The sequence below is a fragment of the Massilia sp. YIM B02443 genome, assembly GCF_030411955.1.
In the GTDB taxonomy this organism is placed as follows: domain Bacteria; phylum Pseudomonadota; class Gammaproteobacteria; order Burkholderiales; family Burkholderiaceae_D; genus Telluria.
In genome coordinates this window covers 47,108-65,045 of record NZ_JASNRA010000028.1, presented here as the reverse complement: position 1 = coordinate 65,045, position 17,938 = coordinate 47,108, and the positions used below count along the sequence as shown (strand labels likewise).

General features: G+C 65.0%; 15 protein-coding genes, 1 tRNA gene and 1 pseudogene. 10 read left to right on the top strand and 7 right to left on the bottom strand.

All coding sequences use genetic code 11. The features are described 5' to 3' along the window. Positions 1-454: 454 nt before the first annotated feature. The 4 genes and pseudogenes from rnr to QPK27_RS21895 all read left to right on the top strand — a co-directional run. Positions 455-2,675: pseudogene (gene rnr / locus QPK27_RS21910) on the top strand (ribonuclease R); the annotation flags it as partial. A 1,043-nt stretch (positions 2,676-3,718) separates the two neighbouring features. Beyond that, on the top strand, positions 3,719-4,462 hold the full coding sequence (gene rlmB, locus QPK27_RS21905; protein WP_290420301.1) for a 23S rRNA (guanosine(2251)-2'-O)-methyltransferase RlmB: 744 nt from the start codon (positions 3,719-3,721) through the stop codon (positions 4,460-4,462). Positions 4,463-4,625: 163 nt separating this feature from the next. Continuing rightward, positions 4,626-5,366, top strand: a complete 741-nt coding sequence (cysE, locus tag QPK27_RS21900; RefSeq protein WP_290420300.1) for a serine O-acetyltransferase — start codon at positions 4,626-4,628, stop codon at positions 5,364-5,366. Positions 5,367-5,374: 8 nt separating this feature from the next. After that, the gene (locus QPK27_RS21895; RefSeq protein WP_290420299.1) at positions 5,375-6,064 is read left to right on the top strand and encodes a YceH family protein; all 690 of its coding nucleotides are present in this window, start codon (positions 5,375-5,377) and stop codon (positions 6,062-6,064) included. Here QPK27_RS21895 and QPK27_RS21890 read toward each other — a convergent pair. The 7 genes from QPK27_RS21890 to QPK27_RS21860 form a co-directional block, all read right to left on the bottom strand. Further along, positions 6,024-6,815, bottom strand: a complete 792-nt coding sequence (locus QPK27_RS21890) for a hypothetical protein (protein ID WP_290420298.1) — start codon at positions 6,813-6,815, stop codon at positions 6,024-6,026. The genes QPK27_RS21895 and QPK27_RS21890 overlap by 41 nt on opposite strands. 5 nt (positions 6,816-6,820) lie before the next feature. After that, positions 6,821-7,825, bottom strand: a complete 1,005-nt coding sequence (locus QPK27_RS21885; protein WP_290420297.1) for a hypothetical protein — start codon at positions 7,823-7,825, stop codon at positions 6,821-6,823. After that, a complete protein-coding gene (locus QPK27_RS21880) occupies positions 7,822-8,694 on the bottom strand; it encodes an ABC transporter ATP-binding protein (protein ID WP_290420296.1) in 873 nt (290 codons plus the stop codon). The genes QPK27_RS21885 and QPK27_RS21880 overlap by 4 nt, the downstream gene beginning before the upstream one ends. Then, positions 8,691-9,059, bottom strand: coding sequence for a GntR family transcriptional regulator (locus tag QPK27_RS21875; protein WP_290420295.1), 369 nt, complete (start codon positions 9,057-9,059; stop codon positions 8,691-8,693). The genes QPK27_RS21880 and QPK27_RS21875 overlap by 4 nt, the downstream gene beginning before the upstream one ends. A gap of 237 nt (positions 9,060-9,296) precedes the next feature. Further along, the gene (locus tag QPK27_RS21870) at positions 9,297-10,049 is read right to left on the bottom strand and encodes a UDP-2,3-diacylglucosamine diphosphatase (protein WP_290420294.1); all 753 of its coding nucleotides are present in this window, start codon (positions 10,047-10,049) and stop codon (positions 9,297-9,299) included. A gap of 31 nt (positions 10,050-10,080) precedes the next feature. Next, positions 10,081-10,572: a peptidylprolyl isomerase gene (locus QPK27_RS21865; RefSeq protein WP_290420293.1), complete on the bottom strand. Its 492-nt coding sequence runs from the start codon at positions 10,570-10,572 to the stop codon at positions 10,081-10,083. A gap of 80 nt (positions 10,573-10,652) precedes the next feature. After that, positions 10,653-11,282 (bottom strand): peptidylprolyl isomerase, encoded by a 630-nt coding sequence (locus QPK27_RS21860; protein ID WP_290420292.1) that lies wholly within the window; start codon positions 11,280-11,282, stop codon positions 10,653-10,655. Between the two features lie 308 nt (positions 11,283-11,590). Between QPK27_RS21860 and cysS the strand changes: the two genes are divergently transcribed. The 6 genes from cysS to QPK27_RS21830 all read left to right on the top strand — a co-directional run bounded on the left by cysS (position 11,591) and on the right by QPK27_RS21830 (position 17,804). Next, the gene (cysS, locus tag QPK27_RS21855) at positions 11,591-12,985 is read left to right on the top strand and encodes a cysteine--tRNA ligase (RefSeq protein ID WP_290420291.1); all 1,395 of its coding nucleotides are present in this window, start codon (positions 11,591-11,593) and stop codon (positions 12,983-12,985) included. Further along, positions 12,985-13,674: a DNA-3-methyladenine glycosylase gene (locus QPK27_RS21850; RefSeq protein ID WP_290420303.1), complete on the top strand. Its 690-nt coding sequence runs from the start codon at positions 12,985-12,987 to the stop codon at positions 13,672-13,674. Before cysS ends, QPK27_RS21850 begins: the two co-directional genes overlap by 1 nt. 122 nt (positions 13,675-13,796) lie before the next feature. Then, on the top strand, positions 13,797-14,774 hold the full coding sequence (locus tag QPK27_RS21845; RefSeq protein ID WP_290420290.1) for an acetyl-CoA carboxylase carboxyltransferase subunit alpha: 978 nt from the start codon (positions 13,797-13,799) through the stop codon (positions 14,772-14,774). Between the two features lie 56 nt (positions 14,775-14,830). Then, a complete protein-coding gene (tilS, locus tag QPK27_RS21840; RefSeq protein ID WP_290420302.1) occupies positions 14,831-16,192 on the top strand; it encodes a tRNA lysidine(34) synthetase TilS in 1,362 nt (453 codons plus the stop codon). 168 nt (positions 16,193-16,360) lie between these two features. Further along, on the top strand, positions 16,361-17,608 hold the full coding sequence (locus QPK27_RS21835) for an aspartate kinase (protein WP_290420289.1): 1,248 nt from the start codon (positions 16,361-16,363) through the stop codon (positions 17,606-17,608). Between the two features lie 103 nt (positions 17,609-17,711). Then, positions 17,712-17,804, top strand: a tRNA-Ser gene (locus QPK27_RS21830). Positions 17,805-17,938: the final 134 nt, after the last annotated feature.

The window sequence follows — 17,938 nt, the reverse complement described above, 5'->3', positions numbered from 1 at the left end:
CTGAACCATGCGCGTCTACCAATTCCGCCACGTGGGCACTGCCGTATCAACTCTGCTAAAATATCAGGCTTTGACATTTTCCGCTAGATCAACATTCGTCGCTCATCGCGGTCAACGCACTGCCTGTTACTGCAGTTTTCCTCGCTTCGATGTTGCCACCGTTGCTGAAGAGACCGAGATTATAGCGGATGATTTTCAATAGTCAAAGACCCAACGTGAAGTTCATGACGGGAACGGGTCGGCGACGCGCTGTACGACCGCGAGCACGCCACGTTAGGCGAATCTGATAGACCTCCGTTACACTACGCCTGTCAAGGTGTCAATCAAGCCTGGCGCAGGCGCTCCCTCATGTATGGCGAGCAAGCCGACCGCCATTCATGAACATGGAACCGCAGCCATTTAGTGCTGCGACTTAACGCAGCCGAATTAACGGCCACAAGAAAAAAGAATCGATTTGAAGCAACCTACTCATACCATTCCAAGCCGCGAGGAAATCCTCGCCGTCTTCCGCGATGCCAGCAGCCCGCTCGATGCGGCCGCCGTGGCGCGTGCCCTGAAGGTCAAGCCTGCCGCGCAGGAAGTACTCGGCCGTCGCCTGAACGCCATGGAGCGTGACGGGCAGATCCGTTCCGACCGCAGCGGCACCTACCAGCTGGCCGACCATTCCGGCTTCATCGCCGGGCGCGTCAGCGCGCATCGCGACGGTTTTGGGTTCGTGATCCCGGACGACGCCAGCCCCGACCTGTTCCTGTCCGACCGCGAGATGCAGAAAGTGCTCAACGGCGACCGCGTGATGGCGCGCGTCACCGGTACCGACCGCCGCGGCCGCCTCGAAGGCTCGATCGTCGAAGTGGTCGAGCGCGCCAACACCCACATCATCGGCCGCCTGCTCAATGAAGGCGGGGTGTGGATCGTGTCGCCGGAAGACCAGCGCATCAGCCAGGACATCCTGGTGGTCGGCTCGCCCGGCAAGGCGCGCGCGGGGCAGGTGGTCAGCGTCGAGCTGATCGAACAGCCCGGCCGCTTCCAGCAGCCGACCGGCCGCATCGTCGAAGTGCTTGGCGAGCTGGACGACCCGGGCATGGAAATCGAAATCGCGGTGCGCAAGTTCGGCGTGCCGCACGTGTTCTCGCCGCCGGCACTCAAGCAGGCCGGGCGCCTGCCCAACGAAGTGATCGACGCCGACCTGGCGGACCGCGTCGACCTGCGCGACGTGCCGCTGGTCACCATCGACGGCGAAGACGCGCGCGACTTCGACGATGCGGTCTACTGCGAACCGGTCGAGCTCGACACTGGCCGCGGCTACCGCCTGCTGGTGGCGATCGCCGACGTCAGCCACTACGTGAAACCGAACGATGCGCTCGACACCGATGCGATCGAGCGCAGCACCTCTGTGTACTTCCCGCGCCGCGTGATCCCGATGCTGCCCGAGAAGCTGTCCAACGGCCTGTGCTCGCTGAACCCGGCGGTGGACCGCTGCTGCCTGGTGTGCGACATGGTCGTAACAAGCGACGGCGAAGTGGTGGCCTACCAGTTCTATCCGGCCGTGATGCACTCGGCCGCGCGCCTGACCTACAACCAGGTAGCCGACATCCTGGCCGACACCGATGGCGAAGAAGCCGCGCAGCGTCCGGGCATCGTGCCGCACCTGCTGAACCTGAACGAAGCGTTCCGTTCGCTGCTCAAGGCGCGCCAGGAGCGCGGTGCGATCGACTTCGAGACCACCGAAACGTATATCGTCTGCAATCCTCTCGGCAAGATCGAAAAGATCATCCCGCGCACCCGCAACGATGCGCACCGCCTGATCGAAGAATGCATGCTGGCCGCCAACGTGTGCGCGGCGGACTTCCTGCTGCGTCACAAGCATCCGGGCACCTTCCGCGTGCACGCCACGCCGACCGAAGAAAAGCTGAACCAGCTGCGCACCTTCCTGAAACTGGTGGGCTTGAACCTGGGCGGCGGCAACAAGCCGACTGCGCGCGACTATGCTGCGGTCATGAAAGAGATCCGCGAGCGTCCGGACGCGACGCTGCTGCAGACCATGCTGCTGCGTTCGATGCAGCAGGCGGTGTACAGCCCGGACAACGTCGGCCACTTCGGCCTGGCGTACGAGGCCTATGCCCACTTCACCAGCCCGATCCGCCGCTATCCTGATCTTCTGACCCACCGTGCGATCAAGGCGATCCTGCAGGGCAAGCGCTACGAGCCGAAGGGCATCGAGCTGGGCAAGCTCAACACGACCCAATCGAATTCGGCGCGCAAGCAGGCCGCCAAGGACCGCGCGGACGGCAAGCCGCAGAAGAGCGAGAAGGACCTGACCATCTGGGACGCGCTCGGCGTGCACTGCTCGGCGAACGAGCGCCGCGCCGACGAAGCCTCGCGTGACGTCGAGAACTGGCTCAAGTGCTTCTTCATGCAAGATAAACTGGGCGAGGAATTCACTGGCACCGTGGCCGGCGTGACCACCTTCGGCATCTTCGTGCAGCTCGACGAGCTGTTCGTCGAGGGCTTGGTGCACATCACCGAGCTGGGCCAGGATTACTTCCAGTACGACGAAGCGCGCCACGAGCTGCGCGGCGAACGCACCGGCCAGCGCTACGGCCTGACCGACCGCGTCACCGTCAAGGTGGCCAAGGTCGACCTGGAGGCGCGCAAGATCGACCTGGTGCTGGCTTCCAGCGACAGCGCCGCTGTTGGCGAGGAGCGCAATGGCGCCGGCCGCAATGGCGCGCGTGCGAATGGCCAGAAGAACGGCCAGAAGCGCGATGAGCCACGTTTCGAAAAACGTGACGACAAGCGTGAAGAAAAGCGCGAATCGAAGCGCAACCGTCGCGGCGGCAAGCGCAACAAGAACGGCCAGGACAATGGCGCCCGCTTCGGCAGCTCGCCGGTGCCGGTAGCGGCACCGACCACGCTGGCTGCGGTGCCGTCGCCGATCGAGCGTGCGCGTCAGGTGGTGCAAGACACCCTGGAACCGACCCAGGCTGCCAAGCCGAAGTCGCGTAAAGCACGTGCCAAGGCGCGGGCTGAAGAGCGTGCGAATGCGGCGCAGGTGCAGGCTCCGGCTGCAGCGCCGGCGCCGGTTGCTGCGCCGGCGCCAGCACCGGCACCAGCGCCAGTCGTTGTCGAGGCGGCGCCAAACGAGGCTCCGGTGAAGCCGGCACGCAAGCCGCGCGCCGCCAAGAAGCCGGTCGCCAGCGCGATCGAGGCGCCAGTTGCGGCACCGGTCGCAGCGCCGGTGGTCGAGCCAGTCGCCGTCAAGGCGGCGGCCAGGCCGGCCGCCAAGCGTGCAGCGAAAGCCGTGGCCGAACCGGTAGCGGAACCAGCAGCCAAGCCGGCAGCGAAAGTGGCAACCAAGGCAGCAGCAAAGCCGGCAGCGAAGCGGGCAGCCAAACCGGCAGCGGAAGCGCCGGTCGAAGCACCTGTCGAGGCACCAGCCAAAGCACCGGCCAAGACTGCAGCCAAGGCGGCAGCGAAAGCGCCTGCCAAGACCGCAGCCAAGAAGGCGGCTGCGAAAGCTGCAGCCAAGCCGGTCGCGCCGGAGCCGGTCATGTTCGCCGTGGACAACCCGGCCAAAGTAGCGGCCAAGGCTCCAGCCAAAAAAGCAGCCGCGCCACGCAAGGCAGCGGCCAAGAAAGACGTCGCCAAAGAAGACGCACCCATCGCGGCCAAAACCGCGTCCAAAACCAGCAAGAAGAAGTAAGAGAAGAAGTACAGCATGAAGAATAAAATGATTTTCGGCTTCCACGCGGTCACCTCGCGACTGCGCCACGAAGCCCAATCGGTGGAAGAGATCTTTGTCGACGCCGAGCGCAACGACCGCCGTATGCAGGACCTGATCGCCAACGCCAAGTCGGCTGGCGTGCGCGTGATGCCGGTCGATGCCGCGCGCCTCGACAAGATCACCGGCACCCGCCGCCACCAGGGCGTGATCGCCTTCGCCAGCCAGCTGGCGCTGGCGCGCAACCTGGACGAGCTGCTCGATGCGATCGAGGGCCCGCCGCTGCTCTTGATCCTGGACGGCATCACCGATCCGCACAACCTGGGCGCCTGCCTGCGCGTGGCCGACGGCGTCGGCGCGCACGCGGTGATCGTGCCGAAAGACCGCGCGGTCGGCCTGAACGCCACCGCCGCCAAGGTCGCCAGCGGCGCGGCCGAGACCGTCCCTTACATCACCGTCACCAACCTGGCGCGCACCATGCGCGAGCTGAAGGAACGCGACATCCTCCTGATCGGCACCTCGGACGACGCCGACCGCGGCCTGTACGAAGCCGACTTCACCGGCCCGGCGGCGCTGGTGATGGGCTCGGAAGGCGAGGGCATGCGCCGCCTGACGCGCGAGACCTGCGACGTGCTGGTCAGCATTCCGATGTTCGGTTCGGTCGAGAGCCTGAACGTGTCGGTGGCGTCGGGCGTGTGCCTGTACGAAGCGCGCCGCCAGCGCATCGCGCGCGAAGGCTGATTTGTTGTTGCTGTAGTTGGTCGTCGTTATCCGCAGCGCCGCGTCCGCGGCGCTGCAGCAACCGTCCCGGCGCCCGCCGGGCGGTCCTCCCGTTTTATCGCTTTCGCAAGCAATCCTGCCCCGGATCGGCTACCATGAACGCCGTTCTACATTGAGTACCACCATGTTTTTCTCCCGACTCCGCGAAGACATCCGCAGCATCATCGAGCGCGACCCCGCCGCCCGCAATGGCTGGGAAGTGCTGACCTGCTACCCCGGACTGCACGCGGTCATCATGCACGGCTGGGCGCACGCCTGCTGGCGCCTCAACCTGAAGTGGCTCGGCCGCTTCATCTCGATGCTGGCGCGCGTGTTGACCGGCATCGAAATCCACCCTGGCGCCACCATCGGCCGGCGCGTCTTCATCGACCACGGTTTCGGCGTGGTGATCGGTGAAACCGCCGTGATCGGCGACGATTGCACCATCTACCAGGGCGTGACCCTGGGCGGCACCACGCTGGTGGCCGGCACCAAGCGCCACCCGACGCTCGAGCGCGGCGTGATCGTCGGCGCCGGCGCCCAGGTGCTGGGTGCGTTCACGGTCGGCGAATACGCCAAGATCGGCTCCAACGCCGTGGTCGTCAAACCGGTCCCGGCCGGCGCCACCGCGGTCGGCAATCCGGCCCACATGATCCGCAAGGAAGACCAGTCGCGCAGCGCGCGCATGTTCGCCGCCTATGGCGTCACGCCGAACGGCGACGACCCGCTGTCGAAAGCCCTGCGCGGCCTGATCGACCACGCCGCGCGCCAGGACGAGCAGATCGAACGCCTCACCGCCGTCGTCAAGGCGGCCGGCCTGTGCTGCCCGAGCATGCAGGAGGGTGATAAACTCGACTCGGAACAACTCAACCGCTTGGTGGATTAAGGAATCGCATGACGAATGAAACGACTGGCGGCGCACACGACACCGCAGCCGTGCTGGACCCGGTCGAGCTGCGCGTACTGGCCGTGCTGGCCGAAAAGGAAGCGCTGACGCCCGACAACTATCCGATGTCGCTGAACGCGATCGTGAACGGCTGCAACCAGCTGTCGAGCCGCGATCCGGTGATGCAGCTGGGCGAGGACACCGTGCTCGACACGCTGCAGCGCCTGACGGAACGCAAGCTGGTGAACGCCATCTCGCAGGCCGGCGCGCGCGTGGTGAAGTACGAGCACCGCATGCGCATCAAGTGGACGCTGGAACAGGACAAGCTGGCCGTGCTGACGATCCTGATGCTGCGCGGCCTGCAGACCGCCGGCGAGATCCGCACCCGCACCGGCCGCCTGCACGAATTCAAGACGGTGCAGGACGTCGAGAACGCGCTGCAGTTCCTGATCGACAAATACCCGCCGCTGGTCGCCAAGCTGGACCGTGCGCCGGGCGCCAAGGAATCGCGCTACGGCCAGCTGCTGGGCGGCGAGATCACGATCGTCGCCGGCAGCGAACAAAACGCCTCCGGCGCCAGCGGCGGCCTGACCCAGGGCGCCCGCGTGCAGCAGCTGGAGCAGGAAGTCGCCTCCCTGCGCGGCGAACTGGAAGAGCTCAAGGTGCAGTTCGAGGCGTTTCGCCAGCAGTTCCAGTAACAGGCTCGGGCGACGGTTCCAGCTGGAGCTCGATCAAGGCATCGTCGCTCCAGCTGGTGTTCCCGAGCGGCACCCGGAAACCCTTGCCTTCGGTTTCCAGCAGGGCGCTGCGGTTGCCATCGACCAGCACGGCGCCATGCAGCGTGCGCTCATGCCTGAACGTGAATCCGCTCTGGCCTTCGAACGTGAAGCCGCACCAGTCACGCGTGCGCAGCAGCGTGTTCGCCGCCAGCACCACCCACAGCGGAATCTCTTCCTTGATGATCGCCACTTCGACCCGGCACTCCAGGCGCAGGTCGCCCAGGCGCCGCACGTTGTCGGGCAGGCCGGGCGTGCGCACGATCGGCTTGACGCGGAAGTCGCGCCGTTTCTGGTTCAGCACCAGTTCGCTGCGCGCCGCGAGCGCCGCCTCGCTGCGCGGCACCGTGAACATGCCATCAAGGTCGACCGCCAGCGGCAGGTTGAAGCCGTCCTCGCCGCCCAGGCGCGCCGTCGGCAGCGTCGCCTTGTCGGCGCCGTTGCGCGGCGACACCCGGAAGCGCAGGGTTTCGACCTTGGGCGCCATGGCGTGGTGCTGGTCGAAGGCGTCCAGCCCGGCGACAATGGCCTCGTACTTGCGCACTTCCGGGTTGCGCAGGGCGTTGACCTTGATTTCCTCCGGGCTGTCCGGCTTGCTGTCGGCGGCCATGCCGGCAACCGGCAGGCCGCAGCCGAGCAGGGCGGCGATGGCGATGGCGTGAAGGCGGCGCATGGCGATCAGCCCTCGTCGCGCCAGCGGCGCAGGCGCATGGCGCCGGCGATCATGGCGCAACCGGCGATGGCAGCGACCCAGACCGCGGGCGAGGCCAGCGTCGAGTAGGACAGGCGCAACAGCATGCCGGCATCCAGCCCGCCCTGCATCTGGCGCATGGTCTCGGTCTCGAGTTCGCCGAACCAGATCCCCGGCATCAGCCCGCCCAGGAAACGCGCTACCACTTCTTCGCCGAACCACTTGGCGTGCAGCGAGATGCCCGAGACGCGTCCGACCACGAAATCGAACCAGGACAGCACCGCCAGCGCCACCAGCGGCAGGCCGACCGCCCACAGGAATACCTTGGAGCGGGCCCAGCTCGACACCAGCAGCAGCCAGCCGACTGTCGGCAGCGCCCACAGGATGTACAGCGGCAAAAAGGCGAGCAGGTACAGCGGCGACAGGTACAGGCGGTAGTCGGACAGCACCGGCACGAACAGGTTGATGTTGTTGGCGGCCGCGGCTGTCAAGCCCAGCACCAGCAGGACCAGCGAGGCGACGATCCCGACCCCGATCACCACCAGCGGCGCTACCAGCAGCGCGACCACGACCTTGGACAGCACGGTGTCGCGGTCCGACAGCGGCAGCGACTTCCAGAACAGGATGCTGCGGTCGCGCCGGTCGTCGTGCAGCGCCGCCAGACAGTAGAAGAACGCCACCACCGGCAGCACCAGGAACAGCGGCGCCGACAGCGCCAGGTAGCTCGATGCGGCGACGCTGGCCAGTTGGGCGCGCAGCGCCGGCGGGATGCCGTGGATCGCCACCACCTGATGCTCGCCCACCTGGAACTGGAAGTTGCCGGTCGTAAGGCTGGCGTACAGGCCGCCGCCGCCGAACAGCAGCACCAGGATCGCGGCCACTAGCAGCGGCGCCCAGATCAATGCTCCCTTGTGCTCCCACAGCTCGCGCCGGACCAGCCATTGAATGGTATTCATCGGCGAATGCAGACGCGTCGTCATAGGCGTGCTCATGCGTAGGTTCCTTTCATGGTGGCGACGAACAAATCGGCCACACTCGGGTTGCGGACGTCGCCGAGCGCCGTCAATTGATCCCGCGACAGACCGCCGGCGCGCATGGCGTCGAACAGCATCACCGACTTGCCGAACACGGTGCGCTGGTCGATCGGCTGCAGCGCATTCGCCGCCGCCACCTTGTCGTTGTTGACCATCACCTCGACATAGCGCTCGCCGATCTCGTCCATCGTGGCCGAGAGCGCGATCTTGCCGTCGCGGATGAACAGCAGGTCGGTCAGGATGTGCTCGACTTCTTCCACCTGGTGGGTGGTGATGACGATGGTCTTGCCCTCGTCAAAATAGTCCTCGAGCAGGTTCTGGTAGAAGGTCTTGCGATAGATGATGTCGAGGCCGAGCGTGGGCTCGTCCAGCACCAGCAGCCTGGCGTCGATCGCCATCACCAGCGCCAGGTGCAGCTGCACGATCATGCCCTTGGACATTTGCTTGACCTTCATGGTCGGCTGCAGCTTGGTATTCGCGATGTAGCGTTCGGCCTTGCTGCGGTCGAACCGCGGATGCACGCCGGCCACGAAGTCGATCGCATCCTTGACGCGCAGCCAGCGCGGCAGGATGGCGACGTCGGCGATGAAGCAGACTTCCTGCATCAGCGCATCGCGCTGGGTGCGCGGGTCGTAGCCCAGCACCGACAGCTCGCCCTCGAACGGGATCAGGCCCAGCGCCGCCTTCAGCGTGGTGGTCTTGCCCGAACCATTGGGGCCGATCAGGCCGACGATGCGCCCGGCCGGGATCTCGAAGTCGATGCCGTCGACCGCTACCCGCTTGCCGTAGCGCTTGGTCAGGCCGCGTGCGGACAGGACGGCGCTCATTGCCGGCCTCCGTGCTCGCCGGCCTTCAGGAGCTGCTCGACGTCGAGCCCCAGGCGGCGGATGCGTTCCATCATCGCCGGCCACTCGTCGCGGACGAAACGTTCGCGCTCGCTGGCCAGCAGTTTTTCGTTGGCGCCTTCGGTGACATACATGCCAATTCCCCTTCGTTTTTCCACCAGGTTGTCGTCCACCAGTTCCTGGTACGCCTTGGACACGGTGATCGGATTGAGTTGATACTCGGCGGCGATCTGGCGCACCGAGGGCAGGGCGTCGCCGGGCTTCAGCGCGCCGTCGAGCATCATGCTGACCACCCGCTCCTTGAGCTGGCGGTAGATCGGGGTGTTATCGTTCCAGCCGACGCTCATGGTTGACCTCCTTGCTGATTCGGGATGGGGTGCGCATGCCTGCCTCCTTGGTGATGTGTTGAAGTGGTGTTGTAGTGAACTATAACACCATGAGCGCAGATGTAAACATACAGACGTGCGATTACTCAGGGTGCGTAGGGTTGGCAGCTATGCTGCCGACGCGTTCAGCTCACGATGAAGCGGGCAGTGCAGGGATGCGGACGCAGGTTGGACGCGTCGGCGGCGGAGCCGCCAACCCTACGCGACGTTGATATCGTGACGAACGATGCTGCCGTCGCGGTGCAGCGCGATCCAGCCGCCGCGCAGCGGCGCTTCATCGAGCTCCCAGTCCGGCAGCACGTAGCGCAGCCGGCCGTCATGCTCGTGCACGGCGGGACGGTGGGTGTGGCCGTGGATGATGACGGTGGCATCGAGCGCGGCGAACACTGCGTCCACCGCGTCGGGCGTGACGTCCATGATCTGGTAGTCCTGGCCCGACTGCGCCTCGCGGCTGCCTTCGCGCAGGCCGGCGATGATCGCCTTGCGCTGCGCCAGCGGCATGCCGAGGAACTGCGCCTGCCAGCCTGGCTCGCGCACCTGGGCGCGGAAGGCCATGTACTTGAGGTCGTGCGTGCACTGGGCGTCGCCGTGCACCAGGGCGATGCGGCGCCCGCCGCTCTCGATCAGCGTGGGTTCTTGCAGTAGCGTGAGGCCGGCAGCTTCGGCAAAGGCCGGGCCGACCAGGAAGTCGCGGTTGCCGGCCAGCCAGTAGACGGCGGTGCCGGCGTCGGACAGCGCACGCAGCGCGGCGACGATGCCGGCATTGAACGGATCGGCGATGTCATCGTCGCCGGCCCAGTATTCGAAGATGTCGCCGAGCAGATACAGCCGCTCGGCATGCGCTGCGCGCTCGGCGAGAAAGCGCAGGAACGCTTCCACCGTACGCGGGTGCGAGACCTGCAGGTGCAGATCAGAAATGAACAGCGCGAACGGGCGCGCAGACAGCGTCATCGGACAGACAGGTGCTGGTGCGCGCCGCTCATCAGATGACTTCGATCTTCTCGATGATCACGTCTTCGACCGGCACGTCCGAGTGCATGCCGCTGCGGCTGGTCTTGACGCCGTTCAGCGCGTCGACGACGTCCTGGCCGGCGGTGACTTTGCCGAACACGGCGTAGCCCCAGCCGTCCTGGCCCGGATAGTCGAGGAAGGCGTTGTTCTTGGTGTTGATGAAGAACTGGGCCGATGCCGAGTGCGGCGCCGAGGTACGGGCCATGGCGATGGTGTACTTGTCGTTCTTCAGGCCGTTCTTGGCTTCGTTCTCGACGGTCGCGTCGGTCGGCTTTTGCTTCATGCCCGGCTCGAAACCGCCGCCCTGGATCATGAAGTCCTTGATCACGCGGTGGAAGATGGTGTTGCTGAAGTGGCCCTTGTTCACGTATTCCAGGAAGTTGGCGACGGTCTTCGGCGCTTTGGCATCGTCCAGCTCGACGGTGATGTTGCCCTGGTTGGTGGTGATCAGTACGTTCGTCATGATGTTCCTGTCGGTGAGTTGTTGTTCGGATCGGCGCGCAGTCGCCGCCGGAAGCGGCGCTTGCGCGAGTTGCAGACTCGCTATTTTACAAGCTTGTCGCCCTTGAGGAGGGTGGTCGATGTAATCGTGATCGGCACCACCGGCACGTTCTGCATATTGCGCACGTCGTCCACCACCACGCCCTTGATCTTGTCGACGGTTTCCTGGCCTTTCACCACGCGCCCGAACACGGTGTAGCCGGAGCCGCCCACGTGCGGATAATCGATGCCGGAATTGTCGGCCACGTTGATGAAGAATTGCGAGGTAGCGCTGTCCGGGTTGTCCTCGCGCGCCATGGCGATCGTGTACGGCAGGTTCGACAGGCCGTTGTTCGATTCGTTCTTGACCGCGGGACGGGTCTTGCGGCCCTCGAACTTGGCGTTCATGCCGCCGGCCTGGATCATGAAGCCGTCGATCACACGGTGGAAGATGGTGCCCTTGTAAAAGCCCGACTTCACGTAGGCCAGGAAGTTGGCCACGTTCTTCGGCGCCGCTTCCTTGTCGAGCTCGACGACGATCTCGCCCATCGTGGTCTTGATCGAGACTTGCGGCATCGGTGTTGCTGGTGCGGCCGGCGCGTCTTGATAAGCGAAGGCGGCGCCAGGCAGCAGCAGGGCGCCGGCGGCAATGGCGGCGAGCAGGGAACGGCGAACTGGCGTGAACGATGACATGAAGGCGATCCTCAGGTAGGGCTGGCGCTGGAGCGGTGGCCGGGCGCTGTCAAGGGTTGTCCGGAAAAATAAAGCTGGACCGTAGGCGGCCAGCCGGGTTTTTATCAATGCTATACTGCGACGACGGGGCGTTCGCAGCAGAGCGCCCCATTCTATCAAATAAGAACAACAACGAGGACCACGGCGAACCCCTGTGCCGATCACGCTGTCCGGCGCGCCATCGAGCTATCGATTGCAGCGCCCGGATGGCTATTGCGGTTCGTCTTCCTCCCGAAGCAATCAACACTCGGAATTCAAAGCGGTATCCAATGAGCCAACTAAAGATTTACAACACGCTCGCGCGTGACAAGCAGGTATTCGTCCCGAAGGTCGCCGGCAAGGTCGGCATGTACGTATGCGGCATGACCATCTACGATTACTGCCATATCGGCCACGCGCGAATGATGATGGCTTTCGATGTCGTGTACCGCTGGCTGATGGCATCCGGCTACGAAGTCGAGTACGTGCGCAACATCACCGACATCGACGACAAGATCATCCGCCGCGCGGTGGAAAACGGCGAGACCATCGGTTCGCTGACTTCGCGCTTCGAGAAATACATGGACGAAGACACGGCCGCGCTCGGCATCCTGGCGCCGACCGTGGTGCCACGCGCCACCGAATACGTGCCGCAGATGCTGGACATCATCAGGAAGCTCGAGCAGAAGGGCCTGGCCTATAAGAGCGACGACGGCGACGTCAATTACGCCGTGCGCGGCTTCGAGGGCTACGGCAAGCTGTCCGGCAAGTCGCTGGACGACCTGCGCGCCGGCGAGCGTGTCGACGTCAACACGGGCAAGCGCGATCCGCTCGACTTCGTGCTGTGGAAAGCGGCCAAGGAATCCGAGCCAAGCGAAGCCAAGTGGGATTCGCAATGGGGCCAGGGCCGTCCGGGCTGGCACATCGAGTGCTCGGCGATGTCGTGTGCGACGCTGGGCGAGCATTTCGACATCCACGGCGGCGGCGCCGACCTGCAGTTCCCGCACCACGAGAACGAGATCGCGCAATCGGAAGGCGCGTTCGGCGCACCGATGGTCAACTACTGGATCCACAACGGTTTCGTGCGCGTCGATAACGAAAAGATGTCCAAATCGCTGGGCAACTTCTTCACTATCCGCGACGTGCTCAAGAAGTACGACGCCGAGGTGGTGCGCTTCTTCATCCTGCGCGCCCATTACCGCAGCCCGCTGAACTATTCGGACGTGCACATCGACGACGCCAAGGGGGCGTTGACGCGCCTGTATACGGCGCTGAGCGATATCGACCTCGGCGGCGACAAGCCAAGTGTCGATTGGGACGAAGGCCACGCCGTGCGCTTCCGCGAAGCGATGGACGACGATTTCAACACCGCGCTGGCGGTAGCCGCGCTGTTCGACCTGGCCAGCGAAGTCAACCGCACCAAGTCGGTGGCCAGCGCGCGCCAGCTGAAGGCGCTGGCCGGCGTGCTGGGCCTGCTGGAGCGCCCGGCGCAGCAATTCCTGCAAGCCGGCGTGGCGCAAGAAGGCGCGCTCGACGAAGCCGCGATCCTGGACGCCATCGCGCGCCGCGCCGCGGCCAAGGGCGCGCGCGATTTCGCCCAGGCCGACGCTATCCGCAAAGAACTCACCGCCGCCGGGATCATCCTGGAAGACAAGCCGGACGGAACGACCTGGCGCCGCGCATGATGGCAGCGAACAAGGACAAGTCCGGCGCCGCCGGCGCTGCCGCTGTCGCCGGCGGCGCGGCCGACGCGCCGGCGGTGCCGGCCTACTGGGCCGAGGCCAAGCTCGAGCTGATGCAGCGCGACCGCATCATGAACAAGCTGATCCCGCAGTTCGGCGACCTGCACCTGCGCGGCCAGCCGGATCCGTTCACCACGCTGGCGCGCTCGATCGTCGGCCAGCAGGTCACGCCCAAGGCGGCCGACCTGGCCTGGGGCAAGCTGCTGGCGGTCTGCCCCAAGCTGTCGCCATCCTGCGTGATCAAGGCCGGCGCGGCGCAGCTGTCGTCGTGCGGCCTGTCCAAGCGCAAGACCGAATACATCCTCGACCTGGCCGACCATTTCAAGGCCAAGCGCGTGCATGCCGACCTGTGGTCGGAAATGGATGACGAGGCCGTCATCGCCGAGCTGGTGCAAATCCGCGGCATCAGCCGCTGGACAGCCGAGATGTTTTTGATATTTAATCTGCTGCGACCGAACGTCCTGCCCCTGGACGATCCCGGCCTGATCCAGGGCATCAGCCAGAATTATTTCTCGGGCGAGCCGGTCTCGCGCAGCGATGCGCGCGAAGTCTCGGCCAACTGGGAGCCCTGGCGCACGGTGGCGACCTGGTATTTGTGGCGCAGCCTGGACCCGGTGACGGCGGCCGGCTGAGCCATTGCGAGGCCGGCGCCGGCCCCGCTGGAGGCGGCAGGTACGGTAGAATAGCGCCCTGATCCGCCGCGCATGAACAGAATGACAAGCCTGCGCGGCCACGACATTACCCCGGAGGTACAATGACTAAAACAACTTTCCTCAATTTTGAACAGCCGGTCGCCGAACTGGAATCCAAGATTGAAGAGCTGCGGTTCGTGCAGGACGATTCCGCCGTCGACATCTCCGAAGAGATCGACCGCCTGGCCAAGAAGAGCCAGCAACTGACCAAGGACATCTACGCCAAGCTGACTCCGTGGCAAGTGTCCCAGATCGCGCGCCATCCGCAGCGTCCGTACACGATGGACTACGTGAACGCGATCTTCACCGATTTCCATGAACTGCACGGCGACCGCACCTTCGCCGACGACCAGTCGATCATGGGTGGCCTGGCCCGTTTCAACGGCCAGCCATGCATGGTGATCGGCCACCAGAAGGGCCGCGACACCAAAGAGCGCGCGATGCGCAACTTCGGCATGCCCAAGCCGGAAGGCTACCGCAAGGCGATGCGCCTGATGAAGCTGGCGGAAAAATTCGGCCTGCCGATCTTCACCTTCGTCGACACCCCGGGTGCGTTCCCGGGCATCGACGCCGAAGAGCGCGGCCAGTCGGAAGCGATCGGCCATAACCTGTACGTCATGGCGGAACTGAAAGTCCCGCTGATCGCCACCATCATCGGCGAAGGCGGTTCGGGCGGCGCGCTGGCGATCGCCGTCGGCGACGCCGTGCTGATGCTGCAATACGCGACCTATTCGGTGATCTCGCCGGAAGGCTGCGCCTCGATCCTGTGGAAGACCTCGGAGCGCGCGAGCGACGCCGCCGAAGCGCTGGGCCTGACCGCGCACCGCCTCAAGGCAATCGGCCTGATCGACAAGATCGTCAACGAACCGCTGGGCGGCGCCCACCGCGACCCGGCCCAGATGGCGCAACTGCTCAAGCGCGCGCTGGCCGACACCCTGCGCCAGTTCCAGGGCATGAAGACCAAGGACCTGCTCGAAGCCCGTCACGAGAAGCTGATGGCCTACGGCAAGTTCAAGGAAACGGCGCCGCGCGAAGAGTGAGCCGTTCCAAGGCCGGCGATCTGCCGGCAAAGTTAGCAAGCACCTTCGCGCAAGCCATGCACGGCTTGCGCGCCAGCCATTCCCCCACCTGCATTGCACTGGCTTGCAGCGGCGGCCTCGATTCGATGGTCCTGCTGCGGTTGGCGCATGCCTGGTGCCGGGAGCAGGGCGTCAAGCTGGTGGCGCTGCACGTGCATCACGGTCTCAGTCCGAATGCCGATGCCTGGATGGCGCACGTCGAGCGTGCTGCGGCCGAACTCGGCATCGCCTGCGACCATCGGCGCGTGACGGTGCCGAACGACGGCTCCGGCATCGAAGCCGCCGCGCGCAAGCTGCGTTATGCCGCGCTGGGCGAAATGAGCCGCGTACACGGCGCGAGCCTGCTGCTGACTGCCCACCATCTCGACGACCAGGCCGAAACCGTGCTGCTACAATTGCTGCGCGGCTCGGGTCCGGCCGGCTTGTCGGGCATGGATGCGGACAACCACGCGCCAAGCTTGCTGGGTGACGATACGCTGGTCATGGCGCGCCCGCTGTTGAGCCAGTCGCGCGCCGCGCTCGAGGCCACTGCGCGCGAGCGTGGCCTGGACTGGGTCGAGGACGAATCGAACCTTGACCCGCGCTACACCCGCAATATGCTGCGCCACCAGGTGATGCCGGCGCTGGCTGAACATTTCCCCGGCTTCCAGGCGCGCGTCGCGCGCGGCGCGGCGCACGTCGCGGCGGCCCAGCGCATGCTGGACGAACTGGCGGCGCAGGATCTGGCCGTATGTCTTGATGGCGACGCCGTCGATCTCGGCCGGCTCGGGCAGTTGAGCGCCGACCGCATCGACAACCTGCTGCGCCACCTGTTCACGGTGCGCGGCCTGGCGATGCCGTCGACCGCGTGGCTGAGCCAGATGGTGGCGCAACTGTTTTCGGCGCGCGAAGACGCGCAGCTGAAAGTGACCCATCCGGGCTGCGTGATCCGGCGCCATCGCGGCAAGCTCTACTTGACGCCGCGCCTGGCCGACCTGGCCGGCATGCGCGATCCGGACGATGCCGGCGTGCTCGACAAGTTCGGCCAGGATTTCCGCTGGCAGGGCGAAGCGTCGATCGCGTTCCCCGATTACGGTGGCACGCTGCATTTCGAGCCGGCAGAGCAGGGCTTCGACGCCGACTGGCTGCGCTCGCAGCTGCTGACCATCGACTTCCGCAAGGGCGGCGAACGCCTCAAGCCGGCCGCCAATCGGCCCACGCGCGGCCTCAAGGCGCACTATCAGGCGCTGGGCGTGCCGGCCTGGGAGCGCGAGCGCCTGCCGGTGGTGAGCCAGGCGCTCGACCTGCTGTTCGCGGCCGGGATCGGCATGGATTGCCGCCATTTCGGCGCGCCGGGGAGCGAACTCATCGCTCTGCGCTGGGTGCCGGACCCGGCCTGAACGGGGCTGCATCGGCGGCCCGGTCATACCTTTTCAGGTATTACTTTATTTTCTTTTCATATAGCTTTTCCGTCCATCGCTGCTTGTGATGGCGCATTGCAACATGCTAGAGTAAGGGTCCCCTAGAACACATTCACATCCTTCTCACCAGTAGGAACCCTTCCCGATATGGCTTTAATTGTCCACAAATATGGCGGAACGTCGATGGGATCGACGGAACGCATCAAGAATGTCGCGGCCCGCGTGGCCAAGTGGCATGACGCAGGTCACCAAATCGTTGTCGTCCCGTCCGCGATGTCGGGCGAGACGAACCGCCTGATTGGCCTTGCCAAGGAAATCATGGCGCAACCGGACCCGCGTGAACTGGACATGATTGCCTCGACCGGCGAGCAGGTGTCGGTGGGCCTGCTGGCGATGGCGCTGCTGGCGATCGGCAAGGATGCGGTGTCCTACACCGGCTGGCAGGCGGGCATCCGCACCGACTCCTCGTTCACCAAGGCGCGCATCCAGTCGATCGACGACACCCGCGTGCGCGGCGACCTAGCCAACGGCAAGATCGTGATCATCACCGGCTTCCAGGGCATGGACGACGATGGCAATATCTCCACCCTGGGCCGCGGCGGCTCGGACACCTCGGCGGTGGCGATCGCGGCCGCGCTGAAGGCCGACGAATGCCTGATCTACACCGACGTCGACGGCGTCTACACCACCGACCCGCGCGTGGTCGACGAGGCGCGCCGCCTGTCCAAGATCACCTTCGAGGAAATGCTCGAACTGGCCTCGCTGGGCTCGAAAGTACTGCAGACGCGGTCGGTCGAGTTCGCAGGCAACTACCAGGTGCCGACGCGCGTGCTGTCGTCCCTGACCGACCCACTGATGCCGCTGGCCGACGAGGCCAAGTCCGGCACCCTGATCTCGTTTGAGGAAGAAAGCAACATGGAACAAGCCGTCATCTCCGGCATCGCGTTCAATCGCGACGAAGCAAAGATCACCGTCCTGGGCGTGCCGGACAAGCCGGGCGTGGCCTTCCACATCCTGGGCCCGATCGCCGACGCCAACATCGAAGTCGACATGATCATCCAGAACCAGTCGGTGGACGGCAAGACCGATTTCACCTTCACCGTGCCGCGCGGCGACTACGTGCGCGCCATGACCGTCCTGGAAGGCAACAAGGAACAGCTGGGCGCCACCAAGGTGCTGGGCGACGCCAAGGTGTCGAAGGTGTCGGCGGTGGGCGTGGGCATGCGCAGCCACGTCGGCGTCGCGTCGCAGATGTTCCGCACGCTGTCGGAAGAGGGCATCAACATCCAGATGATCTCGACCTCGGAGATCAAGATCTCGGTGCTGATCGACGAGAAGTACATGGAACTGGCCGTGCGCGCCCTTCACAAGGCATTTAACCTCGAGCAAGGTTAACAATTTCAAACTTTTTCGGTGTGCGTCCTTGACGCCACGGGCACCAGCCCTTAAGATGCGTGCACTCAGCGCTGACTGACAAGCAAGTTTGGCAGCACTGATTGGAGACGTGGCCGAGTGGCCGAAGGCACATCCCTGCTAAGGATGCATACGGCTTATACCCGTATCGTGGGTTCGAATCCCACCGTCTCCGCCAAGATTGATGAGAAAAGCCACCGCAAGGTGGCTTTTTTCATTCCGGAAGACCAGTACGGCGTCTGTGCTCCGATAGGGTATTCCGGAACCTTATCTCGCGCCTCAAACCCTTGAAACGCAAGCCTGCGGTCTGCC

What these genes read in the sequence shown, in the direction of transcription:
- QPK27_RS21865 (WP_290420293.1), bottom strand. Translation starts at nt 10,572, where the DNA reads ATGACGAACGTACTGATCACCACCAACCAGGGCAACATCACCGTCGAG.
- QPK27_RS21895 (WP_290420299.1), top strand. Translation starts at nt 5,375, where the DNA reads ATGACGAATGAAACGACTGGCGGCGCACACGACACCGCAGCCGTGCTG.
- QPK27_RS21835 (WP_290420289.1), top strand. Translation starts at nt 16,361, where the DNA reads ATGGCTTTAATTGTCCACAAATATGGCGGAACGTCGATGGGATCGACG.
- cysS (WP_290420291.1), top strand. Translation starts at nt 11,591, where the DNA reads ATGAGCCAACTAAAGATTTACAACACGCTCGCGCGTGACAAGCAGGTA.
- QPK27_RS21845 (WP_290420290.1), top strand. Translation starts at nt 13,797, where the DNA reads ATGACTAAAACAACTTTCCTCAATTTTGAACAGCCGGTCGCCGAACTG.
- QPK27_RS21860 (WP_290420292.1), bottom strand. Translation starts at nt 11,282, where the DNA reads ATGTCATCGTTCACGCCAGTTCGCCGTTCCCTGCTCGCCGCCATTGCC.
- QPK27_RS21875 (WP_290420295.1), bottom strand. Translation starts at nt 9,059, where the DNA reads ATGAGCGTCGGCTGGAACGATAACACCCCGATCTACCGCCAGCTCAAG.
- QPK27_RS21880 (WP_290420296.1), bottom strand. Translation starts at nt 8,694, where the DNA reads ATGAGCGCCGTCCTGTCCGCACGCGGCCTGACCAAGCGCTACGGCAAG.
- QPK27_RS21870 (WP_290420294.1), bottom strand. Translation starts at nt 10,049, where the DNA reads ATGACGCTGTCTGCGCGCCCGTTCGCGCTGTTCATTTCTGATCTGCAC.
- rlmB (WP_290420301.1), top strand. Translation starts at nt 3,719, where the DNA reads ATGAAGAATAAAATGATTTTCGGCTTCCACGCGGTCACCTCGCGACTG.
- QPK27_RS21850 (WP_290420303.1), top strand. Translation starts at nt 12,985, where the DNA reads ATGGCAGCGAACAAGGACAAGTCCGGCGCCGCCGGCGCTGCCGCTGTC.
- tilS (WP_290420302.1), top strand. Translation starts at nt 14,831, where the DNA reads ATGCACGGCTTGCGCGCCAGCCATTCCCCCACCTGCATTGCACTGGCT.
- cysE (WP_290420300.1), top strand. Translation starts at nt 4,626, where the DNA reads ATGTTTTTCTCCCGACTCCGCGAAGACATCCGCAGCATCATCGAGCGC.
- QPK27_RS21890 (WP_290420298.1), bottom strand. Translation starts at nt 6,815, where the DNA reads ATGCGCCGCCTTCACGCCATCGCCATCGCCGCCCTGCTCGGCTGCGGC.
- QPK27_RS21885 (WP_290420297.1), bottom strand. Translation starts at nt 7,825, where the DNA reads ATGAGCACGCCTATGACGACGCGTCTGCATTCGCCGATGAATACCATT.